24 protein-coding genes and 1 tRNA gene are annotated in these 25635 nt (G+C 61.2%); 9 read left to right on the top strand and 16 right to left on the bottom strand.

Annotated features, from left to right (window positions below; all coding sequences use genetic code 11):
• Positions 1-26 precede the first annotated feature (26 nt).
• Together KDL09_RS18540 and purL are read right to left on the bottom strand one after the other, a co-directional pair.
• Complete coding sequence (locus KDL09_RS18540) at positions 27-1583, bottom strand: DUF1549 domain-containing protein (RefSeq protein ID WP_294388492.1); 1557 nt, start codon at positions 1581-1583, stop codon at positions 27-29.
• A 52-nt stretch (positions 1584-1635) separates the two neighbouring features.
• Entirely contained in the window at positions 1636-4023 is a 2388-nt protein-coding gene (purL, locus tag KDL09_RS18535) for a phosphoribosylformylglycinamidine synthase subunit PurL (protein ID WP_294388490.1), read from the bottom strand.
• A gap of 141 nt (positions 4024-4164) precedes the next feature.
• Between purL and KDL09_RS18530 the strand changes: the two genes are divergently transcribed.
• On the top strand, positions 4165-5373 hold the full coding sequence (locus KDL09_RS18530; RefSeq protein WP_294388487.1) for a Tm-1-like ATP-binding domain-containing protein: 1209 nt from the start codon (positions 4165-4167) through the stop codon (positions 5371-5373).
• Between the two features lie 22 nt (positions 5374-5395).
• Positions 5396-5989: a hypothetical protein gene (locus KDL09_RS18525; RefSeq protein ID WP_294388485.1), complete on the top strand. Its 594-nt coding sequence runs from the start codon at positions 5396-5398 to the stop codon at positions 5987-5989.
• Between the two features lie 126 nt (positions 5990-6115).
• Here KDL09_RS18525 and KDL09_RS18520 read toward each other — a convergent pair whose 3' ends face one another.
• The 9 genes from KDL09_RS18520 to KDL09_RS18480 all read right to left on the bottom strand — a co-directional run bounded on the left by KDL09_RS18520 (position 6116) and on the right by KDL09_RS18480 (position 15888).
• Positions 6116-6397 (bottom strand): DUF167 domain-containing protein, encoded by a 282-nt coding sequence (locus KDL09_RS18520; RefSeq protein WP_294388481.1) that lies wholly within the window; start codon positions 6395-6397, stop codon positions 6116-6118.
• A gap of 2 nt (positions 6398-6399) precedes the next feature.
• Entirely contained in the window at positions 6400-8694 is a 2295-nt protein-coding gene (locus tag KDL09_RS18515; protein WP_294388480.1) for a vWA domain-containing protein, read from the bottom strand.
• Between the two features lie 13 nt (positions 8695-8707).
• A complete protein-coding gene (locus tag KDL09_RS18510; protein WP_294388477.1) occupies positions 8708-10864 on the bottom strand; it encodes a BatA domain-containing protein in 2157 nt (718 codons plus the stop codon).
• Positions 10861-11754 (bottom strand): DUF58 domain-containing protein, encoded by an 894-nt coding sequence (locus KDL09_RS18505; RefSeq protein WP_294388474.1) that lies wholly within the window; start codon positions 11752-11754, stop codon positions 10861-10863. The genes KDL09_RS18510 and KDL09_RS18505 overlap by 4 nt, the downstream gene beginning before the upstream one ends.
• Before the next feature lie 72 nt (positions 11755-11826).
• A complete protein-coding gene (locus tag KDL09_RS18500; RefSeq protein ID WP_294388471.1) occupies positions 11827-12828 on the bottom strand; it encodes a MoxR family ATPase in 1002 nt (333 codons plus the stop codon).
• 87 nt (positions 12829-12915) lie between these two features.
• On the bottom strand, positions 12916-13392 hold the full coding sequence (gene ispF, locus KDL09_RS18495; protein WP_294388468.1) for a 2-C-methyl-D-erythritol 2,4-cyclodiphosphate synthase: 477 nt from the start codon (positions 13390-13392) through the stop codon (positions 12916-12918).
• 10 nt (positions 13393-13402) lie between these two features.
• Positions 13403-14764 (bottom strand): histidinol-phosphatase, encoded by a 1362-nt coding sequence (locus tag KDL09_RS18490; RefSeq protein ID WP_294388466.1) that lies wholly within the window; start codon positions 14762-14764, stop codon positions 13403-13405.
• A 10-nt stretch (positions 14765-14774) separates the two neighbouring features.
• Positions 14775-15797: a hypothetical protein gene (locus KDL09_RS18485; protein WP_294388464.1), complete on the bottom strand. Its 1023-nt coding sequence runs from the start codon at positions 15795-15797 to the stop codon at positions 14775-14777.
• Positions 15798-15813: 16 nt separating this feature from the next.
• Positions 15814-15888: transfer RNA gene (locus tag KDL09_RS18480), tRNA-Thr, on the bottom strand.
• Positions 15889-16080: 192 nt separating this feature from the next.
• Between KDL09_RS18480 and KDL09_RS18475 the strand changes: the two genes are divergently transcribed.
• Positions 16081-16287 (top strand): hypothetical protein, encoded by a 207-nt coding sequence (locus KDL09_RS18475; RefSeq protein WP_294388460.1) that lies wholly within the window; start codon positions 16081-16083, stop codon positions 16285-16287.
• A gap of 115 nt (positions 16288-16402) precedes the next feature.
• Here KDL09_RS18475 and KDL09_RS18470 read toward each other — a convergent pair whose 3' ends face one another.
• Both KDL09_RS18470 and KDL09_RS18465 read right to left on the bottom strand, forming a co-directional pair.
• Complete coding sequence (locus KDL09_RS18470; protein WP_294388454.1) at positions 16403-16918, bottom strand: hypothetical protein; 516 nt, start codon at positions 16916-16918, stop codon at positions 16403-16405.
• A 142-nt stretch (positions 16919-17060) separates the two neighbouring features.
• Positions 17061-17708, bottom strand: coding sequence for a fibronectin type III domain-containing protein (locus KDL09_RS18465; RefSeq protein ID WP_294388452.1), 648 nt, complete (start codon positions 17706-17708; stop codon positions 17061-17063).
• Between the two features lie 619 nt (positions 17709-18327).
• Between KDL09_RS18465 and KDL09_RS18460 the strand changes: the two genes are divergently transcribed.
• The 5 genes from KDL09_RS18460 to KDL09_RS18440 all read left to right on the top strand — a co-directional run bounded on the left by KDL09_RS18460 (position 18328) and on the right by KDL09_RS18440 (position 21805).
• On the top strand, positions 18328-18585 hold the full coding sequence (locus KDL09_RS18460) for a hypothetical protein (RefSeq protein WP_294388451.1): 258 nt from the start codon (positions 18328-18330) through the stop codon (positions 18583-18585).
• Between the two features lie 17 nt (positions 18586-18602).
• Positions 18603-19907 carry a hypothetical protein gene (locus KDL09_RS18455; RefSeq protein ID WP_294388448.1) on the top strand — a complete coding sequence of 435 codons (1305 nt, stop codon included), beginning with the start codon at positions 18603-18605 and terminating at the stop codon, positions 19905-19907.
• Between the two features lie 177 nt (positions 19908-20084).
• A complete protein-coding gene (locus KDL09_RS18450; protein ID WP_294388445.1) occupies positions 20085-20804 on the top strand; it encodes a HipA family kinase in 720 nt (239 codons plus the stop codon).
• 5 nt (positions 20805-20809) lie between these two features.
• Positions 20810-21664, top strand: a complete 855-nt coding sequence (locus KDL09_RS18445; RefSeq protein ID WP_294388443.1) for a DUF3037 domain-containing protein — start codon at positions 20810-20812, stop codon at positions 21662-21664.
• 12 nt (positions 21665-21676) lie between these two features.
• Positions 21677-21805 (top strand): hypothetical protein, encoded by a 129-nt coding sequence (locus KDL09_RS18440; RefSeq protein ID WP_294388441.1) that lies wholly within the window; start codon positions 21677-21679, stop codon positions 21803-21805.
• Between the two features lie 101 nt (positions 21806-21906).
• Here KDL09_RS18440 and KDL09_RS18435 read toward each other — a convergent pair whose 3' ends face one another.
• The 3 genes from KDL09_RS18435 to KDL09_RS18425 form a co-directional block, all read right to left on the bottom strand.
• Positions 21907-22926 carry a beta-ketoacyl-ACP synthase III gene (locus KDL09_RS18435; RefSeq protein WP_294388438.1) on the bottom strand — a complete coding sequence of 340 codons (1020 nt, stop codon included), beginning with the start codon at positions 22924-22926 and terminating at the stop codon, positions 21907-21909.
• A complete protein-coding gene (plsX, locus tag KDL09_RS18430) occupies positions 22913-23935 on the bottom strand; it encodes a phosphate acyltransferase PlsX (protein WP_294388435.1) in 1023 nt (340 codons plus the stop codon). Before plsX ends, KDL09_RS18435 begins: the two co-directional genes overlap by 14 nt.
• 166 nt (positions 23936-24101) lie before the next feature.
• Positions 24102-25163 (bottom strand): hypothetical protein, encoded by a 1062-nt coding sequence (locus KDL09_RS18425; RefSeq protein ID WP_294388432.1) that lies wholly within the window; start codon positions 25161-25163, stop codon positions 24102-24104.
• A gap of 150 nt (positions 25164-25313) precedes the next feature.
• Between KDL09_RS18425 and KDL09_RS18420 the strand changes: the two genes are divergently transcribed.
• Positions 25314-25598, top strand: a complete 285-nt coding sequence (locus KDL09_RS18420; protein WP_294388430.1) for a hypothetical protein — start codon at positions 25314-25316, stop codon at positions 25596-25598.
• The last annotated feature ends 37 nt before the right edge of the window (positions 25599-25635 follow it).

Raw genomic sequence — 25635 nt, 5'->3', positions numbered from 1 at the left:
AATGGCGAATGCGGAATGCCGAATGGTCAGTGATTCACGAAGAATTCGGTCGAGCTGAGCAGGGCCCATGCATAATCGCTCAAAGCCTGCGCCTTGTTGTCAGCGTGCTTCGCCAGCCATGCGGCGAGTTCTGCTTTTTCGTCAGCATCCGGAAGGCGGGTGAGGACGGTGAGATAGAGATCGTCGGCGGGATCGCTTTGCTTCGAGAGTTGGTCGATCAAATTGCCTTCACGCGGTTTGAGCGCCCACTGCACGTGGTCGCTGTTGCGCAGGAACAGCGCGCTGCGCAGCGAGGGATTGGCGGCGAGCTCGGGTTCCTTTGCCGGATTCGCCAGCGCGGCGGCGAAGGCTTTTTCGAAATCGGCGAGGCTGTACTTCTGCGCATCGACGGCCGCGTCGGGTTTCTTGTTCTTCTCGAGGCGTTCGCGCTCGCCCGTGGCGGCGAGGAAGGCGCGCAGTTGCTGCTCGGCGATGAGATGGCGCTGCGTGGCACCGGCGCGCTGGTAATGTTTCGTCAGCGCGATCTCGCGGATGAGCCAGCGCAGGTCGAAATGATGCGCGGTGAGCTCCTTGCCGAGGAGTTCGAGCAACTCCGGATGGCTCGGCGGATTCTCGGTGTGGTGCAGATCGAGCGGCTCGACGATGCCCTTGCCGTTGAGCAGCCACCACACGCGGTTGGCGATGTTCTTCGCAAACAGCGCGTTCTCCGGCGCAGGCACGCGCTGGGCGATCTCGCGCAGCGGGCTGAACTTCGGCTGGCCCACTTCCTTCGTCTTGCGGTCCGGTTTGACGAGCCATCCGTCATCGCCGGTCGAGACTGGAATCATCACCTCCTCGCCAAACGGGATGCGCGGCGCCGTCTGCTCCTTCTTGTCGGTGAACACGGAGACGAACTCATACTTCGCCGCGATGAGTCCTTCGCTCACCCACGGTGTCTTGTGCTTGTCGTCCACCGGCTGGAGCTTGAGGTTTTGATACACGGTGTAGAGGCCGTTGAAGTCGATCTGCTTGTAGTCCGTCACGCTCAGGTGCCGGTGGCACTGGCAGCATTGCAAATCGATGCCCATGAACATGCGCCCCACGTCGCGTGTGAGGCCCGGATAGTCGGTGTCCTGCTGCCCCACCTTCTCCAGGCGGCGTGTGATGAAGTAGCCCGCGCCGCGCTGCTGTTCGTTGAGGAAATCTGGTGCCAGCATCTCGCGCACCATCGCGTCCCAGGGCTTGTTCGTCTTGAAGCTCTCCACCAGCCATGTCTTCCACGCTTCATTCTCACCGCGGCGTTCCATCAGCATCACATGAAACGCCTCCGCCATGCGCTCCGCGAAGCGCGGCGCGTCGATGAGCCGGTCGATCAAGCGTGACCGTTTATCTGCCGACTTGTCCGCTAGAAAAGACAGCGCCTCTTCCGCAGTCGGGATGCCACCGTCAAAGTCCAGCCACACGCGGCGCAGCAACTCCGCATCATCCGCGGGCGCTGCCTTTTCGCTCTTCGACAACAGCGCATCGATTTTCGGAGCCAGCTTCGCCTCCTCCGCCAGTGCGGCGGAAGTAATGGCCAGAAGACAAACAACCAGGCGTTGCATGCAGTCGGTACGGTTGGCCCGAACCTCCTTTTACAGGCGTCGGATTGGGACTTCAATAATACTTCACCAGCCCGTCCTTCCACAGCGGCTTGAGCTGATCGGCTTTGGCGTCGATGAGGGTGGTGCCGTTGTGGGAGATGTAGAGGTAGGGGTCGCGGGTGGCTTCGCCGATGATGACGAGGCCGGCGGCTTCGGCGGCGGCGACGTTTTCAGGGGCGATCTCGACGAGGATGCGGCCGGGTGTCTCGCCGAAGAGGAGTTCGGCGGTGGTGAGGCCGCTGGCGGCGGGCATCTTGTCCGTGGCGATGCGGAGGCCGGCTTTGCCGCTGAAGGTCATTTCGGCGAGCGCGACGGCGAGGCCGCCTTCACCGATGTCGTGAGCACTGAGCACGGCGCCCTGTTTGACGAGATCGAAGTAGCGGCGATACGCGGCCATGCTTTCGGCTTCGTCGAAGGACGGACCGGCGTCCATGCCGATGCCCTGGGTGTATTTGGCGACGATGCTGCCGCGCAGACCGGTGCTGGCCTTGCCAAGGATGGCGATCTTGCTGCCGACGTGGCGCAGGGAGGCGCCGACGACGTGCTTCGCATCTTCCACGATGCCGAAGCCGCTGAGCAGAAGCGTGACGGGGATGGAGACGGGGCCTTCGTCGGTGACGAAGTAGTTGTAAAAGCTGTCCTTGCCGGAGACGAAGGGAGCGCCATAGGCGAGGGCGGCCTTGGCCATGCCCTTGGTGCATTCGACGAGGGCGCCGAGCTCGCGCTCGTTGTCGGGATTGCCCATGCAGAAGTTGTCGAGGATGGCGATGCGGTCGGGATTCGACCCCATGGCGACGAGCTGGCGCACGCACTCATCGACGACGGCGCGGCCCATGAGATGCGGGTCGGTTTTGCCCCACTCGGGAAGCAAGGCGCAGGCGAGGGAGACAAGCTGGTTGCTGTTGTCCACGCGAATGACGCTGCCGTCCTGTGGCGCGTCACCGGCGGCACCGGCGAGCGGCTTGAGGACGGTGTTGCCCTGCACTTCGTGGTCGTATTCGCGGATGACGGGTTCGCGGGAGACGATGGAGAAGTCAGAGAGCAGGGTCTTGAGCGTGTCAGTCCACGACTCGGGACGCACGGGCACGGTGGGCTTCACATCGGCAGGCGCACGCCACTTGGCACGCATCTCACGGCGCGGGGCCTCGTGTAGCGCGGCGACGTGCATGTCGCACACGGTGGTGCCGTGGTGCATGACCTTGAGGCGCTGCGAGCCGTCGGCCTTCGCGAGCACGCAGAGTTCGGTCTGATAAATCGCGGCGAGCTCGTGCATCGCCTCGAGATCTTTTTCCTCGATGGCGATGACCATGCGCTCCTGGGATTCGCTGATGAAGACCTGCCAGCTTTCGAGATCGGGGGCTTTGAGCGGTGCATTTTCCAGCCACACTTCGCCGCCAGTCTCGCGCAGCATTTCACCCGCAGCGGAACTGAAACCACCCGCCCCGCAGTCAGTGACGAATTGAATGAGGCCCTTCTCTCGTGCGGCGAGCACGAAATCGGCGGCTTTCTTTTCTTCGATGGGATTGCCGATCTGCACGGCGGTCTGGTCTTCCTCGTGCGAGTCGGTGGTGAGCTCGGCGGAAGAGAAGGTGGCGCCTTTGAGGCCGTCCTTGCCGGTGCGGCCGCCCGCAGCGATGAGCAGATGGCCGGGCTTCACTTCCTTGGCGATGTCCTTGATCGGGATGATGCCGGCGGTGCCGCAGAAGACGAGGGGATTGTAGATGAAGGTGTCGTCGAACTGGATCGCGCCGTTCACCGTGGGGATGCCCATGCGGTTGCCGTAGTCGCGCACGCCGCGAACGACACCGCGCATGACGCCGAGCGGATGGATGACGTCCTTGGCCTTGATGTCTTCCTGCTCGATATCGGGCGGGCCGAAGCAGAACACGTCGATGGAGGCGACCGGCTTCGCGCCTTTGCCTGCGCCGAGGATGTCGCGGATCACGCCGCCGAGGCCGGTGTTCGCACCTGCGTAGGGCTCGATGGCGCTGGGGTGGTTGTGCGTCTCCACTTTGAGGCAGACGGCCTTGTCGTCGTCGAGCTTCACGAAGCCCGCGTTGTCCTCGAAGGCGCTGAGCACGAAGTCGGGCTTTGTTTTGCAGATCTCCTCGGTGACGTTGCGGATGTAGGTCTTGAAGAGGCCGTCCACGACCTCCTGCTGGCCGTTGAGCGTGTGATAAATCTTCGCGCCGAAGATGCGGTGCTTGCAGTGCTCGCTCCAGGTCTGGGCGACGACTTCCATCTCGACGTCCGTGGGATCGCGGCCCTCGTCCTGGAAGATCTTCTGCACGGCGAGCATGTCCGCTTTGGAAAGCGAGAGCTTCATGCGCTTCGAGAGGTCAAGAAGCTGGTCGGCGGTGAGGTCGCGGAGGGGGATGGTGCGGAAGACGGCTTGGGACATGGGGAACCTCTGCTTATGCCAAGCGGGGGCTCGTGGTCAACGCCGGAGGGGGAGGAAAATGGGGCGGTGGAGGGTGGACGACGGATAGCCGCTGGTGTGAAACGGTTGCTGTTCTTCCCGTGCCCGCTTTTATCCTGTGTCATGGCAACCATCGCAGTTCTCGGCACTCTCGACACCAAAGGTCACGAACACGCCTACGTGGCGGACATTATCCGCGCCCGCGGCCATCAGACGCTCCTCATCGACACCGGCAGCGGTGAAGCGCCGCAGGTGAAGCCGGATGTGACGCGGGAAGAGGTTGCGGCGGCCGGGGATGTCGATCTGGCAGGCATCATCGAGCGCAAAGACCGTGGCGAGGCCGTGACGGCGATGGCGGGCGCGGCGGCGAAGTATCTCTCGGCCCTGGTCGAAGGCGGCAAGGTGCAGGGCGTCATCTCGCTCGGCGGCGGTGGCGGCACGGCGATCGGCTCCGCGGCGATGCGTGCGCTGCCGGTCGGGTTTCCGAAGGTGATGGTCTCGACGCTGGCCGCTGGCAATGTGGCCCCGTATGTCGGCACGAAGGATATTGTGATGTTTCCGAGCATCGTCGATGTCAGCGGCATCAACCGCATTTCCCGTGTGCTGCTCGCCCGCGCCGCCGGTGCGATTTGCGGCATGGTGGAAACAGAGGTGCCTGCCGGCGATGACAAGCCGCTGATCGCCGCCTCGATGTTCGGCAACACGACGGAGTGCGTGAACATGGCGAAGCAGATCCTCGAAGATGCTGGCTACGAAGTGCTCGTCTTCCACGCCACGGGAACCGGCGGCAAAATCATGGAGTCGCTCATCGAAAGCGGCATGTTCGCGGGCGTTCTCGATGTCACGACGACCGAGTGGGCCGATGAACTCGTCGGCGGCATCCTCGGTGCCGGGCCAACGCGCCTCGATGCGGCGGCAAAGGCGGGCATTCCTGCGATCATCACGCCCGGCTGTCTCGACATGGTCAACTTCGGCGAACGGGCGACCGTTCCGGCGAAGTTCGAAGGCCGCACCTTCTACATCCACAACCCCCAGGTCACGCTCATGCGCACCAATGCCGAAGAGTGCGCCGAACTCGGCCGCATCCTCGCGGAGAAGGCGAACGCGTACCGTGGACCCGTGACCGTGCTGATTCCGCGGAAGGCGATCAGCATCATCAGCGCCGAAGGGAAGCCGTTTCACGACGCCGAGGCCGACGCCGCGCTCTTTGACGCGATCAAACATCATCTGCGTGTGGACATCCCGCTGGTGGTCATGGATTGCGAAATCAACGCGCCCGAGTTCGCGACGGCGTGCGCGAAGGCGCTGCTTGAGAGCTTGCCAGCACGGTGATTGAGGCCACCTTGGCGGCCTCATGAACTATCCGCTCTCTTTTCGCTTCAAGCTGATCGCTCTCGCACCGCAGATCTATGTGACGGATTCCACCGGGAGGACGATTTGTTACGTGAAGCAGAAGCTGCTGCGTCTGCGTGAGAAGGTGGAGGTCTTCACCGATGACACGATGCAGCAGCTCGTGGCGACGATCGAGGCGGACCGCATCATCGACTGGTCGGCACGTTACACCTTCAAGTCGCCCACGGGCGAGGTGCTCGGCGCCGTCGGACGGCGAGGCATGAAGTCCCTCTGGCGTGCGCATTACGATGTCTTCGCGCCGGGCGCGCAGTCACCGACGTTTGCGATTCAGGAGGAGAATCCCTGGGTCAAGCTGCTGGATGGCATCGTGAGCGGCATTCCCATCCTCGGGGCGTTTTCCGGCTACATGCTGCATCCGAGCTACATCGCGAGCCGGGTGGGCGCCGACAGTCCCGTGATGCGTTTGACGAAGCAGCCGGCCTTCTTTGAAGGAGTCTTCAAACTGGAGCCCACCGGCGAGGCTAGCGAAGGCGAGCAGATGGCCCTCATGCTGTCCTACCTCATGATGAACCTGCTTGAGCGGGCGAGGGGGTAAACAGGAGGGCAAGGTTGCCTGGCTTCGCCATCCCTTCGGGCAGCCTGCGGCTGGCTATCTCCGCTGCGCTTCGGTTCCTGCCTTGCCGAATTCGGCAACGCAGGAGCGTTGCCCTCCAACATAGAATCACTTCGGCAGGCTCTCCATCATCGCAGCGGGAAGCTCCACCGCCTTCTGCCGGCTGGAAGTGCCGCGCAGCAAGGTGATCTGGCCTTTGGGACAGCCGAGAGACTTGGCGAGGAAGCTGATCAGCTCCGTGTTGGCTTTGCCATCGACAGGCGGGGCGGCGAGTTTCACGAGAAGAACGGGGCGGCCTTTTTCATCAGCGGTCCAGCCGGCGAACTCGGACTTCTTCGCGTTCGGTGTGACACGAACGGCGAGCTGGGCGCGGTCGTTGCTGGCGGCCATGATCAGACGAGTTTCAAACGCTTGCGCATGAGCCACTCGACGGTGAGCAGCAGGATCGCCGCGCCGAACCACCACCAGCTGCTCCACAGGATGGTCTCCTGCGTGATGACCTGCTTGCGGTCGAGTGTTTGCAGAAGGTTCGGCAGATCGGTGGCAGCCTGTTCTTCGCGCAGGAAACGTCCGCCGCTGTTGACGGCCATGGCTTCGAGCAGCGTGCGGTTCATCGTGAGCATTGCCCACTCGGGATTGCCGGTGTCGGAGACGTGCAGCGAGAGGCGTGCGTCGCTGCGCGGAGCGCTGGGACCTTCGGCGACAGTGATCTCGTAGGTGCCGGCTTTGAGCGGCGGAGTGAGCGCACGATAGACGCCGACATGCGTGGGATCGGCCTCAAGCTGCAGCGTGGCGACATCGTTGCCGTCATGAAGCAGGTAGGCACGTGGCTGCGCGTCGGTGATGATGTCGCCCTTGTCATTGCGGACGCGCACGCGGATCTCGGAGGCTTCGCCGGGCGCGTAACGCAGACGGTCGGTGCCGACGGAGAGCTTCTTCTGATCGATCTGAAACGGCGGCGCGGCGATCCAGGCGCCGAGCTGCATCCACAAACGCTGATGATACAAATCCGCGACCTGAAAGCGCCAGCGCCAGAGTTCATCGGTGCCGAGGTAGAGCACGGCACCGGCGCCGACCTGGCGGAATACGAGGACGGGCTGCTGCGCGGTGGCGAGCGTGACGGCGGCGGGCAGAGGTTCGACATTCGAATGCCAGTTCACCTTTGGCAGCGTGGGCCAGAGCGCGGCGTTGGCGCTGGGGCTGTCGCTCAGCCGCAGAGCGTCAAAGCGCTGGCCGTCGGTGGTGAGCTGGATGCTCGAGGCTTGAGGCTTGCCGCCAGATCCGATGAAGCGTACGGGGATGAGCGGCGCGGTGCGGCCGTTCGCCCATTCGTGCAATTTGCCGCGCTGTCCATCGATCAGGATGAGACCGCCGCCGCGCTTTTCGACGAACTCGACGATCCAGTCGAGGCTCTCGGCTTTGAAGCGGCTCAAGGCGGCATCGCCGAGGATGATGAGATCGTAGCTGAGCAGGTCGTCGCGTGTTTTGGGGAAGCTCTTTTGCAGACTGCCGTTGGCGGCGTTGTCGGCCATGTCATCGAAGATGAGTGTGGCCTGCCAGCGATCATCGCGGTCGAAGTGATTGTGAATGTAGCGCGTTTCCCAGCGCGGACGGCCGTCGAGGATGAGCACCTTGCGCTTCTTGTCGAGAAGGTGAATAGCGAGTTCGCGGACGTTGTTGGAGCGTGTCTTTTCAAGCGAGGCACGATCACCACTGGCGGAGATCTGGATTTTCACGCTGCGCAACGTCTTGTCCCTCTGGCCCGGCGCGGGCGGCGGCAGTTCGGTGACCGGGAAGATGAAGTCGAAACCCTTTTCGCCTTTGCCATCGGTGACGAAGTCTTTTTTCCACAGCACCTTGCCCTGGCTTTCGATGCGTACGCTGGCGGGAACGCCGTCGGGCATGCTGTCGTTGACGGTGATGCGGCCCTGGAAGTTCTCCTTTGAGAAAACGGACTCCGGAGCGGAGACGCCGAGCAGCGCGAGATCCGGCGGCGGAATCTCTGTGCCGAAGCCGATGGTGAAAATGGAAGTGCCGCTGGTTTTGAGCGCGGTGCTAAACTCTTCGGGGGAGCCGGTCGAGTTGTGCTGGCCGTCGGAGAGCACAACGAGCGCTGTGCCGGGCGTGACAGGCCCAAGCGCGGCGCGAAGCGTCTGATCGAGATTGGTGATCGGCGACGTGGCGGGCAGTTCAAAGCTCGCGGGCATTTCGCCCGAGGTGTCTTTGCCGCCCTGTCGATACCACCAGAGCCGCTGTGTGTTCATGCCGCGCAGGGCGACGAGTTCGACGTCCTGAGTTTCGGCGAGTTTTTTGAGCAGCGGCGTGGCTCCTTTGAGCAGGAGATCTTCGGCGCGATGAAAGCGTGACTTCGAAGCGCCCGCAGACTTGTCTGCGGTTTCGTCCGTGAGCTGCATGCTCGCCGAGCTGTCCACCGCGATGACGACGCGGCCAAGCTGGCGCAACGTGGTGACGTGACGCAGGACCGGACCGGCGAGCGCGATTACGAGAATGAAAACGGCCAGCGAACGCAAAAGGGCCGGAACCTGGGCGAATCGACTCGTGACAAACTTCAGCTCACGCCGATACAGCCACGCCATGAGTCCCGCGAGACCGAACGCAAGCAGGATCACCGGGAGCGGCGGATAGCCGCCGGTGAAGCGCAGGGTGGTTTCGGTTTGGGGGGACATGAAGAAAACGGACTCAGCCTTTGGCGATGCGTTGTTGAAGGAGGACTTCGAAGAAGAGGAGACCGAGCAGGGCGATCAGGAGCGGCTGCCAGAGTTCGCTGCCGTGGCGGCGGGTGCGGTCGAGGGCCTGATAGGCGGGAAGGGTGTCGGCGAAGGCGGCGTCGTGACGCTGGGCGATCTTCTGAATGTCGGCGACAGGCAGGGCTTTGAGATCGGATTCGGAACCATCGACGTTGAAGGCCAGAAGCATGGTCTTTTCCGTGCCGGTCTTTTGCAGTTGGAAGATGCCGGGCTGGGTGATGGGAGGACTTTGCACGAAGACGGCATCACCCTCCTTGGCGGACTTGAGCGTTTGCGTCTGGCCGGTGGGATCGCGCAGCGTGAATTCAGCGCCCAGTTCCGCCGGTTCGAGAGGCAGGCGGATGTTGGAACCGACAATCTGCCATGCGGGTGCGCTGCCTTCGGTCGCGAGGTAGGTGGTGAGCCGCTGCATGAGCGGCACGAAAAAGGGCTGCAGCGGAAGATTGCTCCACTCGGCATTAGCCGTGGTGGCGACGGCGATGACGCGTCCGCGGCCGTGCTTCTTCTCGACCATCAGAGGCACGTTGCGGTCGAGGTTGAAGATGCGCTGGGTTTGATCTCCCTGCGGCGTGAACTCAAACCAATGGCGGAATTCGGCGTCCTGCAGGCGGCCGCCACGCGCGTCATTGAAGTAAAGCGCCGCAGGATGCGTGAAGCGCTGCATGAGGATGCGGGCGGGAAGCGAATCAGAATCGGCGCGCGCCTGGCCTTTGATGAGGGAAGGGTAGGGGCCTTCGCCTTTGCGGTAGAATTCGCGGTTGTACCAATCGAGATCGCATTCGGGGCCCGAGAAGACGAGCAAGCCGCCGCCGTCTTTGACGAAGCGGTCGATGTCACTTATCGCGCGCCCTTGCAGTCGCTGCACATCGGCCATGATGATAACCTCCTGTTGGCGGAGATCGTCGTCGCGCATTTTGCGAAGGTCGATTTTCTTGGTGCGGATGAGGTCTTTGAGCGTGGCGGCTGCGGAAGTGTGCGGCGTGAGGGCGATCTCGAGGAAGTCGGTCGCCCCACTGAGCGGTTCTTTGCCGGGATTGCCGTCGATGAGCAAAACGTTGAGCTGATTGCGCACCTGCACGATGGAGTGGAAGGCGTTGTCGTCCGTGAAGCTGTCGCCTTCGAGACGAACGGAGAGGGAATGATCGCCCACCTTGTCGAAGGCATGCGTGAAGGAGAGAACGGCCTCGCCTTCGGGAGCGAGAGAGACGCGCGCGGTGCGCAGGCGTGCGCCGTCGGCTTCGAGATGCACGGCGACATCCTGCCAGGGGCGTTTGCCATGATTCTTGATGCGCACCCGCAGGCCGATGGGCTGCGATTCGGCGGCGACAAGCGCGGAGATGTCGGCGCTGGCAATGCTGAGGTTCTCCGCGAGGTCGCTGCCGACGCGGAAGAAGGTGATCTGCGGTTTGGGTTCCTGTTTGGAAAGTGTGTCGAGCCCAGGCAGCGCGGCACCATCGGCGATGGACTTCCAGTCGGCTTCCTGGAAGTCGGAAACGATGACGACTTCGCGCGCAGCATTCGGAGCGTCCTTCAGTGCCGACGTCGCGGCCTGAAAGGCGTCATTTGCCGACAGAGGTCCGGACATCGAAGGCACCTCGCTGAGCTGCTTTGGCACGAGGTCGAGCGCGGTCGTTGCCTGATCGAGCAGCTTGCGTGGAGAACCGCCTGAGAGAATGACCTGCGCACTGGAACCGTTCGGCAGATCACCGAGCATCGTTTGCATGTCCTGCCGCGCCTGTTCCATGACGGTGCCGCCGGGAAGCGACGTTTGTGCAGCCGGAGCTCGCATGGAAAACGAATCGTCCAGCATGACGACGAGCGATGAACTGCCGAGTCCGAGCGAGCGTAGCGCCGTGAGCACCGGACGTGCAAGACAGAGGGCCAGCACGATGGGAATGGCGATGCGTGTGAGCAGTAGCAGGAGCTGCTCGATCTTCATCTTGCGCTTCCGCTGACGGATCACCTCGTGAAGCAGATGCATCGCTCCCCAGCGCACGGTGACGACCTTCCGCTTGTTCAACAAGTGGATGATCAGCGGAATCAAAAAAGCCGCTGCGCCTGCGAGGAGGATGGCATTGAGGAAACTCATCGCATTCTCAAAGCCAGATAGCTGCGAAGGGCCGCAGAGTGAGATTCGTCGGTGGGCAGGCTCAGGTAGTCGACCTGATGTTTGCGGAAGCCTTCCTTGAGCTGCTCGGCAAAGTTCTTCTGAACCTCGATATAGCGCTGCCGGATCGTGGCGGGATCGAGGAGGAGAAAGTCGTCGTCGTCTTCGAGGTTTTCAAAGCGCGCCCAGTTGCCGAAGGGGAAATCGATTTCATCGCGATCCCAGAGCTGGAGGGCGATGACTTCATGGCCTTTTTTGCGCAACACGCCGATCGACTGCAGGAGGGCAGCGGGATCGTCGAAGAAATCGCTGATCAGGATCACGAGACCTCGGCGCTTGAGGCGCTGGGCGAGAGATTCGATGACGGGTGCGAGGCTAGTGTCCTTGCCGGGCGTGATTTTGACCATCGCTTCCAGCAGGAGATGCAGGTGCGTGATCTTGGTGCGGCAGGGAATGATGTCGCGCACCTTGGAGTCAAAGGTGACGAGGCCGACGGCGTCCTGCTGGCTCATGAGCAAGTAGGCGAGCGATGCGGCGAGCTTGCGCGCGTAGTCGAACTTCAGAACGCCTTTCTGGCCGCGGTAGTTCATGCTGCCGCTGGCATCGAGAACGATGGTGGCGCGCAGATTCGTCTCCTCGTCGTATTCGCGGATGTAAAAGCGGTCGCTGCGGCCGAAGACCTTCCAGTCGAGGCGCCGGATTTCGTCACCCTGCACATAGGGCCGGTGCTGGCGGAACTCGACGCTGAAGCCTTTGTGCGGTGAGGCGTGATGGCCTGTGGTGAATCCCTCGACCACGGTGCGCGCGAAGAGCTGCAGATGCTGCAGGCTGGTGATGTCTTCGGCGTGAAGGATGTCGGAGAGCGTGGCCACGGGAGAAAGTGAGATTCAGGGAAAGACCGGCGACCACCTGAACTGCTTGGGCGCTGATCTTTTGACGGTGACTCAGAGCACTCGCGTTTCGCTCTTCTTCGTCTGCTTGATGATCTCGGCGATGATCTGATCCACCGAGATGCCTTCGGCTTCGGCGTGGAAGGTCGGCACCAGACGATGACGCAGGGCAGGAGTCGCGAGGGCTTCGATGTCGTCGGTGGTGACGTGGGTGCGACCTTGGAGGAGGGCGCGGACTTTGCCAGCGAGGACGAGCATCTGGCTGGCACGCGGACCTGCGCCCCAACTGAGCATGCTCTTCACGTATTCAGAAGCCGTCGGCTCGTTCGGGCGTGTGGCGCGGACGAGATCGAGGACGAAGTCGATCACATGATCGGGCACGGGAACCTTGCGGGCGAGTTGCTGGGCGGCCTGAAGGTCTTCAGCGGTGAGCACAGCGTCGATGTCCTGGGACTCGCTGCCCGTGGTGCGATTCACGATCTCGCGTTCGTCGTCGCGGGAAGGATAGTCTACTTTGATGAGGAAAAGGAAGCGGTCCTTTTGCGCTTCGGGCAGGGGATAGGTTCCTTCCTGCTCGATGGGGTTCTGCGTGGCGAGCACGAAGAAGGGCTTCGGCAGTTCGAAGGTTTCCTGACCGACGGTGACGTGCTTTTCCTGCATCGCCTCAAGCAGAGCAGCCTGAGTCTTGGGCGGCGTGCGGTTGATTTCGTCGGCGAGGATGATCTGCGAGAAAATGGGGCCGGACTGGAAGGTGAGTTTGCGACGGCCGGTCTCGGCGTCTTCCTGAATGATCTCTGTGCCGGTGATGTCCGCGGGCATCAGGTCGGGCGTGAACTGAATGCGGCGGAAGCTCAGATGCATCGCATCGGCGAGCGATTTGACGAGCAGCGTCTTGGCCAGACCGGGAACCCCTTCGAGCAAGCTGTGACCTCCGGCGGCAAGTGCGATGAAGAGCTGTTCGATGACCGTTTCCTGTCCGACAATGCGCCTGCTGAGGGCCGTCTTGAGTTTTTGGAAATTGGCGACGAGGGCGGCGGCGGATGCGGTGTCAGACATGACGTGGGTCTTGGAGGGAACGTGAAGGAGCGGGAGCGCAGAAAAGCGTGCTGAACACGAGGTGAAAGGAGAAGTTCTTTCTCCAACTCACTTTCTGCTCACGCAGGCGACGGCCATGGCGGCGATGCCTTCCTCACGACCGACGAAACCGAGGCGTTCGTTGGTGGTGGCTTTGACACCAACCTGATCGGGCTCGATGCCGAGCGCGGCGGCGATATTCCTCTTCATCGCCGCGGCGTGAGGTTTGACACGCGGTGCTTCGGCGATCAGCGAGGAATCGACGTTTTCAATGAGCATGCCTTTGTCTGCGGCGATCTGGGCACACTTTTCGAGGATCTTCAGGCTGCAGATGCCTTCGATGGTGGGGTCGGAAGGAGGGAACCAGTGACCGATGTCGGGTTCGCCGAGAGCTCCAAGCACGGCATCCGCGATGGCATGGCTCAGCACATCCGCGTCCGAGTGGCCTTTGAGTCCTTTGGAATGCGGGATGGTGACTCCGCCGAGCACCAGCGGGCGGCCTTCTTCAAAGGGGTGAACGTCGTAACCAATGCCGGTGCGAACCATGGGAACGAAATCAGGCGTTGTGGTCGGCGGCCTTCTTCAAGCTGGCGAGGACATCGGAGATCTTGAGATCGATGCGCTGGCGGTTGAGGAAGTAGCTGACTTTTTCGTAGCCTGCTTCAGTGAGATGATTCAGGGCGGTGACGAAGTGCTCGCCGACACGCACCGGGCGGTGCGAATCAGAGCCGATGACGACAGGAATCTTGCGCTCGGCCATCATGCGCAGCATCTCGAGGCCGGGATTCATCTCCGAGTAGCTCTTGTTAAGCCCCGAGGTGTTCAGTTCCATGGCGACGCCTGTGGCCGCGATGCGGTCGAGGGCGGTGGAGACGGTGTTTTTGACGATCGCGAAGCACCAGGAGTCCGGATGGTAGTTTTTCACCAGATCGGGGTGCGCGAGGCAGTCATAGAGACCGGACTCGGCAGATTTGGCGAGGTGTTCGAAGTAGGTGCGGCGGAAATTCTCGATCGTTCCGGTTTCGAACTTGTTGAGGTACTCCTTGGCCTGCCAGTGCACCGCACCGAGCACGTAGTGGAAGTTGGCGCGCTGGTGGAGGCCTGTGATGTATTCTTCGCAGCCGGGGAAGTATTCGCTCTCAATGCCGAGGCGGATGTCGAGCTTGCCCTTGAAGGCGTCGGCCGCGCGCTGGACCATGGCGACGTAGGTGTCGAATTCGCTCTCAGCCATGCGCACCGTGGGCCAGAAGCCGTTGGGCATCGGGCAGTGGCAGGTGAAGATGATGCCTTTGAGACCGGCTTTCACCGCCTGCTGGGCATACTCCTCCGGTTCTCCCCAGGCATGCTTGCACAAAGGTGTGTGCATGTGGGAGTCATAGAACAGGGCGCCGGACTTGGTCGGGCCGGGGGCGGGCAGGGGCTGCGAAGGTCCCTTTTTGACGGGCTCCGCCGAAACCGCGGCTGCGGCCGGGGCGGGTGCCGGGGCTGCGGCAGGCTTGGGGGCTTTCTGGACCGCTGGAGCGGGCTTCGCAGCTGGCTTGGCGAAGGCCGGTTTGGCAGCTTTCGGGGCCGGCTTGGCCACCGCAGCTTTGGGTGCGGGCGCTTTTGCTTTGGAAACGGCAGCCCTCACCACAGGCTTCTTCGGCGCTGGTTTGGCGGCAGGGGCTTTCTTCTTGGCCGCGGGCTTGGGCGGCGAAACTTTTTTGACCGGCTTCTTCGGGGCCGGTTTCTTGGCGGCTGCGGGCTTCTTCTTCGTCAGGGGCTTTTTGACTGGAGCGGACTTGGCTTTGGCAGCTTTTTTGGCCGGTGCCGGCTTGGAAGCGGGCTTTTTGGAGGGGGCAGCTTTGCCTGGTTTCCGTGCAGCTGGCTTGGCCTTTCCCGGGGCCGCCTTTTTGGTGGTTCTGTTGGATTTGCTCACAGTCTCGCTCCTAGTTCCTTGCAATCATCAGCCATCCTTTGCCTTCGACATCTGCGATCCGTGCGCGTTTGCCGCTGCCTGCAGGACCCGGATAGCAGAGTCGCAGTGTTAAAGGGACGTCCTTCCAGTTGCCGGATTGAAGCTGCTGGATCAGGGGTTCGAATTTGGGGTCCGTGCGGTCGAAATCCGCATAAATCACATCTTCCTCATCGGGATGCTTGATCTCCAGAACTTCGCTGCCCTGGGTCGATTCGCCGGGCGGCGCGTGCTGGGGCTTGGAGGCGATGACCCGGAAAAGTTTGGGGGATGCGGGCTGTGTTTTGATAAACTCTTCCCAGTCCAGTTCCCCGTAGCGCACGGAGCTTTCCCAGTCCACGCGGAACGATCCGTCCGCCAGTTCCTCGATGATCAGGCTGACGGGCTCGGCGTTGTTAAAGATCGCCTGGGCATAGCCGAGGCGGTAGCCGGGCTCCTCCACCGGCAGCACCCAGCCGAGGCTCTTCCATTCGACGTGAGGCTGGGGATGGTTCTGGTAGTATTGCTCCATCAATGATCGTACCCGCTGGGGGTCACGGGCGAAGGCGAGTTTTTGATCCACATCGGTGGTCTCAAAAAAGCCCCGGATCGTGTTTTCGATCTTCAGACGCTTGCTTTCGATGTTTTCAATGGCTGAGACGGTGCTGGCCGGCGGCGTGGCGGCATGCGGGGGGCTGATGCGGGGGGCGGCGGGCTTGGCTGCATCCTCGGACTGGGCTTTATCCTTGGAGGGTTCGCTCAAGAGAGCGGGGCGCTCCGAGATGGTGCCTGACCAGCGGCGCTCGTTCGCGTTGTCATCATAAACAGACTGCACGTAATCCGGGTTTACCTTGGCCGAGTCCCAGAGCTTGACCGTGACCACACGAACCACGGTGGCAATCATGATCACCAAGGCCAAGCAACCGAGAATGGTGGCAATGGCATTGATCATTGCTTCGCGACGCCGGGCGCTGCTGCGGCGGGGCGTGATTGGGGCGTCAATACTCGGGTCGGTCATGGTGAACACGCGTTGGTGGAGCCGAAGGCGGGATTTGAACCCGCGACCCTCGCATTACGAATGCGATGCTCTACCACTGAGCTACTCCGGCTTGAACGTGTGACTTTTAAAGCCGGCGATTATATAAAGGGTGGCAGGACCTTGTCATTTGCTTTCTGCCACAGGGAGTAAAAATCATCGTTCTGAGTGATCTTTGGAAGGTGTGTCCGGGTTCCTCGGATGGGGCTGGGTTTGAGCCGCCTCTCCTGCTTGAAGTCATGGTCGGGTGCTGCGATGAATAGGCATGCCCGACTCATCCCCAGACGTTCTCCCCGGCACTCCTTATGGAGAGTTCCTCGCCGAGCAGGAGGAGATTCAGCGTCTCAAATGGCTCGCCAGCGAACGCGAGGGCCGCGACATCGGCTTTGAGTTTGCCCTGAACGAATGGGCGCAAAACCATCGCGCCGAATGGCGGAACATGCGGAACAAGCATCAGAAGCGGTCAGCCTGACGTTCCGCCGTCGTGACCCAGGCTGCCTGTCTCACGTTCCAAGCCCCGCGAACCCTGCCCCCGGAGGGCAGCGCTCCTGCGTTGCCGACTTCGGCAAACACGGAGGTTTGCCCTCCTACCTCCGCAGCGCATTGATCAGCTCGTCGAGCTTGTCGGCCACCGCCTGCATTTCGTACTGCGTCGGTGGGCTGCTCGCCACCAGGCCCAGCGTGCCCACGCCGTTGCTGTTGGCGCTCGTGCCGGAGATCGCATTGCTCAGATCCATGTTGCTGATCTCGCCCATCGGCCCCTGCGGGCCGGGGTCTCCCTGCGGCCCCTGGGCACCGTCATTGCCGTTGGTTCCATCAGTGCCGTTGAGTCCCTGCGGAATGCCAAAGGTGAAGTGCAGCGTGTTGCCGCTCACACTCACGCTCACCGTCGCCGGATTTCCCGGCGGCAGGGTGTTCGTGGCATCGACCGCGGCGGCGGTGATCGTCTGGATCGCGTCGATGAGGTCCTTGAGCCCGTTGAACTGGCCGCGCATCGGCGCGGACTCGATCAGGGCGTCCGTAGATGGGTAGGATGGGTCGTATGGCGTGGCTGGAATGCGGAATGACGGATGGGCAATGGCGGTTGAAGGGAGCGCGGGCACTCCTGCCCGCTGTTTGAGAAGAGGAAGCGGTCAGGCCGCGAAGCTGGAGGATTGGCCGAAAAAATCGAAAGAGTTCAAAAACCGATTCAGATTTTTTCTCGTCTTTTCCTTCTTTCGGCCAACGCCCGGTTTCGGGTCGCGCTCACGGCGCCATCTTCACCGCCTCGTCGCTCCAGTCGCTTTCACCGGCGGAGCCGATGGCCTTGACGCGGAAGACATAGGTCGCGCCCGGGGTCAGGCCGGTCACGGTGAAGCTGCTGCGCGTGGTGATCTTCACCTGCTGCCACACCCGCGGCGTGTTGTAGGGCGCGCACTCGATGATGTAGGACTTCGCGCCCTTCGACGGCGTCCAGTGCAGATCGATCTCCCCGGCATGGTCGCCCATGGTGATGCCCAGGTCCGCCGGCACCGGCGGGATGGCGGGCGGCGTGGCGGGGGAGCGCACGCTGAAGCCGGAGGAGAGGATCTTCGCCTCATCGCCGCCGCTGGCGTTCTCCACGTAGTTGCCGCGCTGGGCCAGCGCCTGCTCCAGGCTGGCGCGCTCGGCGTCTTTGAGCGCCACCTTCTCCCGCGCCGTCTGCTGCGCGGTGTCGGAGGTGGTCAGCGCCGTGTCAAAGGCCGCCACGCTCGCGGCAAAGGCGGCGGCGTCCGGGTCCGGAGTGGGGAAGTTCGCGTTCCCCGTCATGGCGGTGATGTGGGCCTGGGCGTAGCCCAGCAGTTCACTGTCGGTCTTGCTTTTCAGGTCGAGTTTCGGTTTGGCCATCTTGCGTCTGGGTGTTGCGGAAGGCACCGGCGCCGCGTCATAAAACAGCCCGGCGCTGTCAAATCGAAGTCCGGGCTGGTCGAAACGAGGCATGGTGTCTTTCCTGGTTGTTAGGACGGGGGCTGGCGCGATTTCAGCAACTTGACAGGCAAAGTCCAGATTTAAGCGAGAACTTTATTTAGGGAGAAAATAATTAAAACCCAGGAAACGACTCGGTTTGAAGATTCCACACCTGACCCATCCTCAATCCCCATTTTCCCCAGCCTACCCCCGCCTTGAACCCCGGATTTCCCCGCTCGGAACATCCTTTTCACCCTCCGGAATCATCAAAACCCGGCCCGGAACCACCCTTTCCCCGTCCGGGAACGCTCATTCCGGGGCCGGACCCGCGAGATCCGAGTCCGGAAACCGCAAAACCGGACTCGGAAACGTGAAATCCCTCCTCGGAAAAACTTTTTCCGAGGAGGGGGGAGACACTGAACCCGCTCATTTTCAAGGGGTGCCTGCGCACCAAGCCAAGAGTGCCCATTCTCCTCCTCTCCCCATCTCGACCTGCTTGGCGCAGCTAGCTTTTCCTCGCACTTTCCGGCCCGGGACAATTCCTTGCCATCGGATTCATCCCCGGCTTTGATAAGAAATTACCTTTATGGCCGATCTCCCGGACCAGCACGCCCGCCAGAACATCGACGCCTTGCTGGCGGCGGCGGGCTGGGCCGTTCGGGACTACAAAGTATTCGATCCCTCCGCCGCGCTTGGCGTAGCACTCCGTGAGGTGCTGCTGAAGTCCGGCCGCTACGACGACACTCCTTTCAACCAGAAAGGCGTTCCCGGTAAGGCCCATCAACTCTTCGGCGGCCCGTTGCCGAAACTGCTGGAAGAGCTTAACGAGGCACTCGCGGCATAACTCACCACGTCCCACCTATGGCCACAAACACTAATATTCCTCGCCTTACCGACAAAGAGATTGCGGAAGCGTTGATCTCAGTCGCCAAAGAGGTTGCCGAAACATGCCCGCTAAAGCTCATAATTAATGTGCCGCCTGTTGGTGACCAAGAGGTCAACTATGAACTCGATGCACTTCCAGACGGTTCTGACTTGAAAGCGCTTTTTGCCGAGAATTCAGCGATCGCTCCCTCTCTGTACTTGCGCGGGCCAGGCGGTCTCGCCGTCGTGTATGTTCAGAGAAAAATCGATTCCTACTTCGATGTATTTCGAATCGAAGACGAGTGGCGTAATCACCTCGATAAACCGCAAAAGCAACAGGTCGCCAAGTTGACCATCAAGCTTACTTCGCTATGTCGCAAAAGCCTCAAGGCATCGGAATTGGACGCCTCGTTGCTTGGCGATCCAAGCACGGCGTGGGGAAAATATAGAAATGCGCAGGCAGGAGTGTTGAGCAGCCTTCAACAAACGGCAGAGCAGATCATTGTCGATGTTGCGAACAAAAATGCTGAGATCGAGAAACTTCGATCGGAACGATTCGAGAAACACGAAAGCCAATTGCGGGAAGAACTTGCCGGAGAGCGCGAAAAGCTACAACGCGTGCATGAAGCGCGATTGGCTGAAATTGAGAAACGCGAGAATGCGCACGCGGACAAAGAGGCGGAATTCCAAACCAAAGAAGCGCGCTATGTCTCCCGTCAAAAGCAAGATGAACAGATCAAACAGATTCAAGCGTGGTTGGAGAACTGGGGTCTCACCAAAGGAACGAGCCGTAAGCGCTGGCCGATCACAGGCGCTTATGTTGCAGCTATCTTGGTCACTGGCGGCCTGACAGCCTATGCGACCACCCACAACTATGAACTGCTGAAAACAACGGATGACCTTGCTAAGCTTCAATGGTGGCATTGGGTTGCACTGGCCTCCAAAGCCGTTTTCCCTCTAGCCGCATTCACGACTTTCATGGTCTATTTCATTCGCTGGTCGTCCTCATGGGCCAAGCAACACTCAGAAGAAGAGTTCAGAAATCGTTCCCGCCTGATCGACATCGGACGTTCTGGTTGGCTGCTGGAGGCCGTTCGTGATGCGCATGAGAAGAATGCCGAGATTCCAACCGACCTACTGCGCGAGCTTTCGAGGAACTTGTTCTCCAACGCATCGGCGTCAGAAGGCGATATTCATCCTTCTGCCATTTCTGACGTGATGCTCCAGGGGCTGACGTCGCTCCGCGTTAAAACTGCGGATGGCTCAGAGGTTGAAGCGTCGAGAGCAAAATCAAAGAAATAAACCCTGTCCAGTCACGACGCCCGCAGTGGTTATTGCCATTGGCGGCGGTTGAGCGTGATGGAGGAACTGAAAGCCATGGTCTCCACAAACCTCCAACTCGCCACCCGCTTTAGGCAGGCCATCCTTCAGAAGGCCTTTGCCGGTCAACTCTACATTGGCTAACTTTGTCACTCGATCATGAACTCGGACCTCCCAATGCCACCCGATTCCGCTTTTGCCGGCGGACGCCTGCTCATCACCGAGATTCTGGGCCGTGAAGCTGCGAGCATACTGCGCCCGCTGGAGTGTCTGGCGGCGGATGGTAATCGCTACTTCATTAAGAGTCGCTCCTCCGATATGCTGCCTCTGGTGTGCGAGTGGGTGTGTAGCAATCTCGCCCATGCTCTGGGGTTGCGGTGTCCGCCAGTCTGCATCGCCTGGCTACCCGCTCCGCTGGTGAACGAGTGCATCTACTCGGACTATGACCTAGTCCCTGGCTGGGCCTTCGGATCGCAGGCGGTGGAGTTTGCAGACACTTTCCCCAAAGCAGCCACGCAGGACGTTCCAGTTCTAGAGAGGCAGCGACTGCTGGCCTTTGATCATTGGATCAACAATAGCGACCGCCGGGATGCCAACCCCAACCTCCTTTGGTTGGCACCGGAGAAGGCCCTGTGGGTGATTGACCACCATCTAACATTGTCTGCCATCCCGGTGCGGGATGTCATCGAAACGCACATTTTCCGAAAAGACTGGCAGGAATGCTGGGATGGCGAGAACGGGGACGCCATGCGTGCCTGGCTGGAGACTGGTAAAGACCACTTGGAGTCCATCCTCGCCAAACTTCCTGCTGAATGGCTGAAAGACTCAGGTGATTTTATCGAAAAGATCCGCATACTGCTCTCCCGCCCCTTGCCCTAACCACCATGAATCAACATCTTTGCAAATATGCTGTTGTACGCTTCCTCCCCTACCGGGAAACGGAAGAGTTTGTGAACGTGGGAGTGCTGGTCCTCTGTGAGGAACTGGGCTACCTGGGGTTTCTCCTCGAAAAACGGCGCTCCACCCGGGTCACCGATTTTTTTGATGAGCTCGATGGTGTAGTTTACCGCCAAGGCATCAAATCCATCGAAAGCGAAATCACGAGACTGAGTCCCAAAGCCAATGCTTCGGTCGATGGATGCCTTACTCTCTCAGGTGGCGCTCCCAATCTGTCTTCAGCCTTCAATTTCCTGGTCCGTCCGAGAAAGACGCTGTTCCACTTCAGCGATGTGCGAGTGGCGATGACGCCAGATCCTTCAACCAAACTGAAGGAGCTGTTTGGACACTATGTCCGGCGCCAGTTTGCGCAGCCGAAAGAGTATCAGGAGCAACTCATGCGTGAGGCGATCCACGATCACCTGAAGCAGTGGGATCTCTCCAAGCTGTATCAACCTCTTGAGGTGGGCACGGACATCTATCGGATGAAGTTCCCCTTCGTTCACCAAACTCATGCCGTTCCTGTCCGCGCTATCCGTGCGCTGCATCTGAATCTACGCGACACCACTGAAATCCTGCGCAAGGGAGATCAAGTGGTCGGCGGATTGCGCCGTATCAAGGAAGGCGGCGAACTTCCTGATGACTGTCTCGTCGTCGTAAAGTCACCGAAACCTGGAAATCAAATGCATGACGTGGCCCAGCAGGTCTGCGAGGAGCTGCTCAAACTCGATGTGCTAACCGCTTCGTATAGTGACAGGGATTCGCTTCAGGCTTTTGCAGCCAGAGCCAAGACGGAGCAGTAAGGGATCATCGTGATGATTCAAGGCGTCTGTGGGGCAGGATTCACCCAGGCTTTTCTGGTCAAAGAGGCGGTCAAAGCCGTGGGAACCGGACTGGTGGTGGCGGCCGTGCTGTGGGTGGTGAACAAAGAACCGAGAAAGTGAGCTGAGGGCTGCAGCCCCCACGGAGGCCACGATCAGGCCCCTGTCACCAGCCGTTGCAACGCTTTCGGCTGCCATGGATCCTCTGCCTGTCTCACCCAAGACTACCAGCGCACGACGGAGCTGGCCCAGGTGAAGCCGCCGCCGAAGGCGACGAGGAGCACGACGTCGCCGGGTTTGAGGCGTCCGGCCTTGTTGGCCTCGTCGAGGGCCACGGGGATCGTGGCGGCGCTGGTGTTGCCGTATTTGTCGAGGTTCATGAAGACGCGCTCCGGCGGCAGGTTCAGGCGCTCGGCGATCGCGCTGATGATGCGGGCGTTGGCCTGATGGGGGATGACGAGGGACACGTCGGAGGCGGAGAGGCCGGCCATTTCCAGGGCCTGCTGGGAGGCCTCCAGCATGCGGGTGACGGCGTGCTTGAAGGTTTCACGGCCCTCCATGTGGATCGTGTTCGGGCGGGACTCGACGTTTTCTGCAGTGATCGGGCAGGAGGAGCCGCCGCCGGGGACCTTGAGCACGTCGGCGAGGGTGCCGTCGGTGCCCATGACGGTGGAAAGCACCCGGCCGGGGGCGTCGGACTCAGACGCAGCCGCTTTGCGAAGGACCACGGCGCCGGCACCATCCCCGAAGAGCACGCAGGTGTTGCGGTCCTTCCAGTTGATGAGGCTGCTGAGCTTTTCTGCGCCGATGACGAGGGCGGTGGTGCGGTTGCCGGTGTTGATGAAATGGCGGGCGACCTGCAGGGCGTACAAGAAGCCGGAGCAGGCGGCGGAGATGTCAAAGCAGACCGCGTTCACTGCACCGAGCTTTTTCTGCACAAAGCAGGCCGTGGACGGGAAGAACATGTCCGGTGTGACGGTGGCGACGATGATGAGCTTGATCTCCTCCGCGGAAACGCCGGCGTTTTCCATGGCGCGGCGTGCGGCCTCGGCGGCGAGGTCACTGGTGGCCTGACCTTCCGCGGCGATGCGGCGTTCCTTGATGCCCGTGCGCGAGGTGATCCACTCGTCGGAGGTGTCGACGATCTTGGAGAGGTCATCGTTGGTCAGCACTTTGTCGGGCATGTAGCTGCCGGTGCCGATGATGCTGGAGGCGCAAAAGGACGGGGAACTAGGAGCGGGCATGGAGGGAAATGGAATGGGCGGTGGCGGCGGCTTCGATGTGCGGATTCACCTGATGTTTGATGGATTCGCAAGCCTGCCGGATGGCGTTCTTCATGGCAAGCGGAGATGCGCTGCCGTGGGAAATGATGGTGATGCCGCGGAGGCCCAGCAGCGGCATGCCGCCGACCTCGTCGGGATTGGTGCGGGTGTGGACGCGCTTGAAGGCCGGCTTGGCGAGCAGGCCGCCGATCTTGGTCCAGAACGAGCTCTTAATTTCACTCTTCACCATGCTGAAGATCGCATGGGAGAGCGCCTCGGCGTTCTTCAAAATGACGTTGCCGGTGAAGCCGTCGCACACGACGACATCGGGCGGCGTGTCCCAGACATCGTGGCCTTCGACGTTGCCGATGAAGTTCAGGCCCGCCGTGTGACGCAGCAGCTTGCTTGTCTCCTTGCACAGCGCGTTGCCCTTTTCCTCCTCGGTGCCGTTCGACATGAGGCCGATGCTCGGATTGTCGCGGCCAAGCACGTGGCGGGCATAGGCGCTGCCCATGATGGCGTTTTGCACCAGATGGGCAGGCTCGCTGTCGGGATTGGCACCGGCGTCGATCAAGATCCAGTGCTTGGTCAGCGACGGCATGATCGAGGCGATGGCCGGGCGCTCGATGTGGGTGAGCGTGCGCATTTTGATCAGCGAGGCCGTCACCGCGGCTCCAGTGTGTCCGGCGCTGACGACGGCGTCGGCCGTGCCATCCTTCACGAGATCGACCGCGCGGCTGATGGAGCTGTCCTTCTTCTTGCGCACGGCGTCTAGGCCGCTGTCGGACATCTCCACAACCTGGCTGGCGGGGACGATTTCCAGCTTGGGACTGGAGACGCCCTGAACCTGCAATTCCTTCTCGATGACCTCGGGCACACCCACCAGGAACAGCTTGGTGATGGAGGGCAGGGATTCGAGGGCGAGTTTGACGCCGCCAATGGGATTTTGCGGGGCGAAATCGCCCCCCATGACATCCAGTGCGATCTTCATGCCTGCGTGTGCGTGGTGGTCTTCAAGAGTATCGGGAGGCGAGTCTTAAAGCGTGCGGCGGCTGGAATGCAAATGGGAGTTTTCCCGGCTTGGAGAGCCCAAAAAACAAGCCGGGGATGCGTCGTGCGCATCCCCGGCTGTAGAGCGGCTCAAGGACGCCGCAGAATCAGTACACGCCTTCGACGATGGTCTTCTCCATCGCACCAAACGGACGCACGTCGGCGACACCATCCCAGGCATAGGGGGCGCGCGGTTTGCGGCGCATGGCTTCATCACGCTCGAGGAAGCGCGGCATGAAAAATTCCTTCGTCAGCGTGGTCAGTTCCACGCGGCCCCAGGTGTCGTATTCGACGGTCTTGTCCGTCTGCTTTGGATCGACGATGCGCAGCACGGCACGCGGCTGCGGGGCATAGTAGGTGATGGAGAAGTTGTCCTCCGGCGTGAGCGGCACGCTGGCGGCCAGTCCCATGAGCGTGTTGCCGTAGGTCGGATAGAAGCCGATTTTGCCCTCCAGCACTTCTTCAACGATGAAACGCACATACTGCGGAGTCATCGTGGTGCCGCCGACGAAGCAGCCGCGGATGCCGGCGCTGTAGAGGTCCACTTTCTCGGCCAGGGCTTCGAGGAGCTTCGGCGTGGTGAAGATGGCGGAAATCTTGCGGTTCTTCAGCAGCAGCACAGCCTGATCGACCACGTGGTCCATGTATTGGCGGGCGACGTCGAACTGCTTGTTGGAGATGAGCTTCTTCACGAAGCGCGGGTCGAGATCGACGAAGTAGCAGGCGCTGCCACGGTAGTTTGCCAAATGCTCCACGGCGAGGCGCAGACGGCGCGGGCCGGTGGGTCCGACCATGATCCACGACTCGCCAGGCGGGAAATGCTTGTCGTCGAGCTTGTGGCTGAACTCTTCGTAATCGACGCGGAAGTCATTCCAGCCGATGCGCTGCTTCGGCATGCCGGTGGTGCCGCCGGTTTCGAAAATGTTGAAGGGCTTGCCCTTGAATGCGGCAGGCACCCAGACCTCGGGCTGCTGGTCGCGCAGCCACTCGTCTTCAAAGTGCGGGAACTTGGCGATGATGTCCTCGTAGCTATTCACCACGCCGCGCGGGTCGAAGTTCTTCTTTGTCCAGTCGAGCCAGAAGGGGCAACCGGTTTCTGGAGCGAAATGCCACGCGATGGTTTCACGGACTTGGTTGTCGAGCTGGTTTTTGGCGTCTTCGGGCGTCATGATGGTCGGAGTTTGGGAGCGGGACTTTGGAAAGGGGCGCAATAAACGAAAGTGAAAATCCATCCCTTTCGAGGTACTCGCCGGGCTGCTGATCGCGGCTGAAGGCCTTTTTGCAACGCCGGGCCGTCGTTTGGGTCCAACTTCTCCGCCATGAAAACCAGTCATATCCTCTCCTCGGTCCTGATTCTCACCACGCTGACCTCCTGCTTCGTCACGCCGATGGGGCCGCGTGCCCGCAGTCCCTACAGTCCCGGAGGCCGGGCGGTGCTTCCCGGTGAACGCAATCCTCACAGCCCGTATAGTCCGGGCGGAGTGGTTGTTCTGCCAAGGGAGGCGCGGCGTGTTTATCACGGAGGCGCACCTTATTACACGCATCGTGGCGTCTGGTATCGCCCGCACGGCCACGGTTTCGTGGTCTGTCCGCGTCCTTATTGAAAGCGTTGACGAGCGAATGCTGGCGTGAGGTCTGATT

The sequence above is a fragment of the Prosthecobacter sp. genome (assembly GCF_020439865.1).
Classification (GTDB): domain Bacteria; phylum Verrucomicrobiota; class Verrucomicrobiia; order Verrucomicrobiales; family Verrucomicrobiaceae; genus Prosthecobacter.
This window is presented reverse-complemented; position numbering and strand designations above follow the sequence as displayed.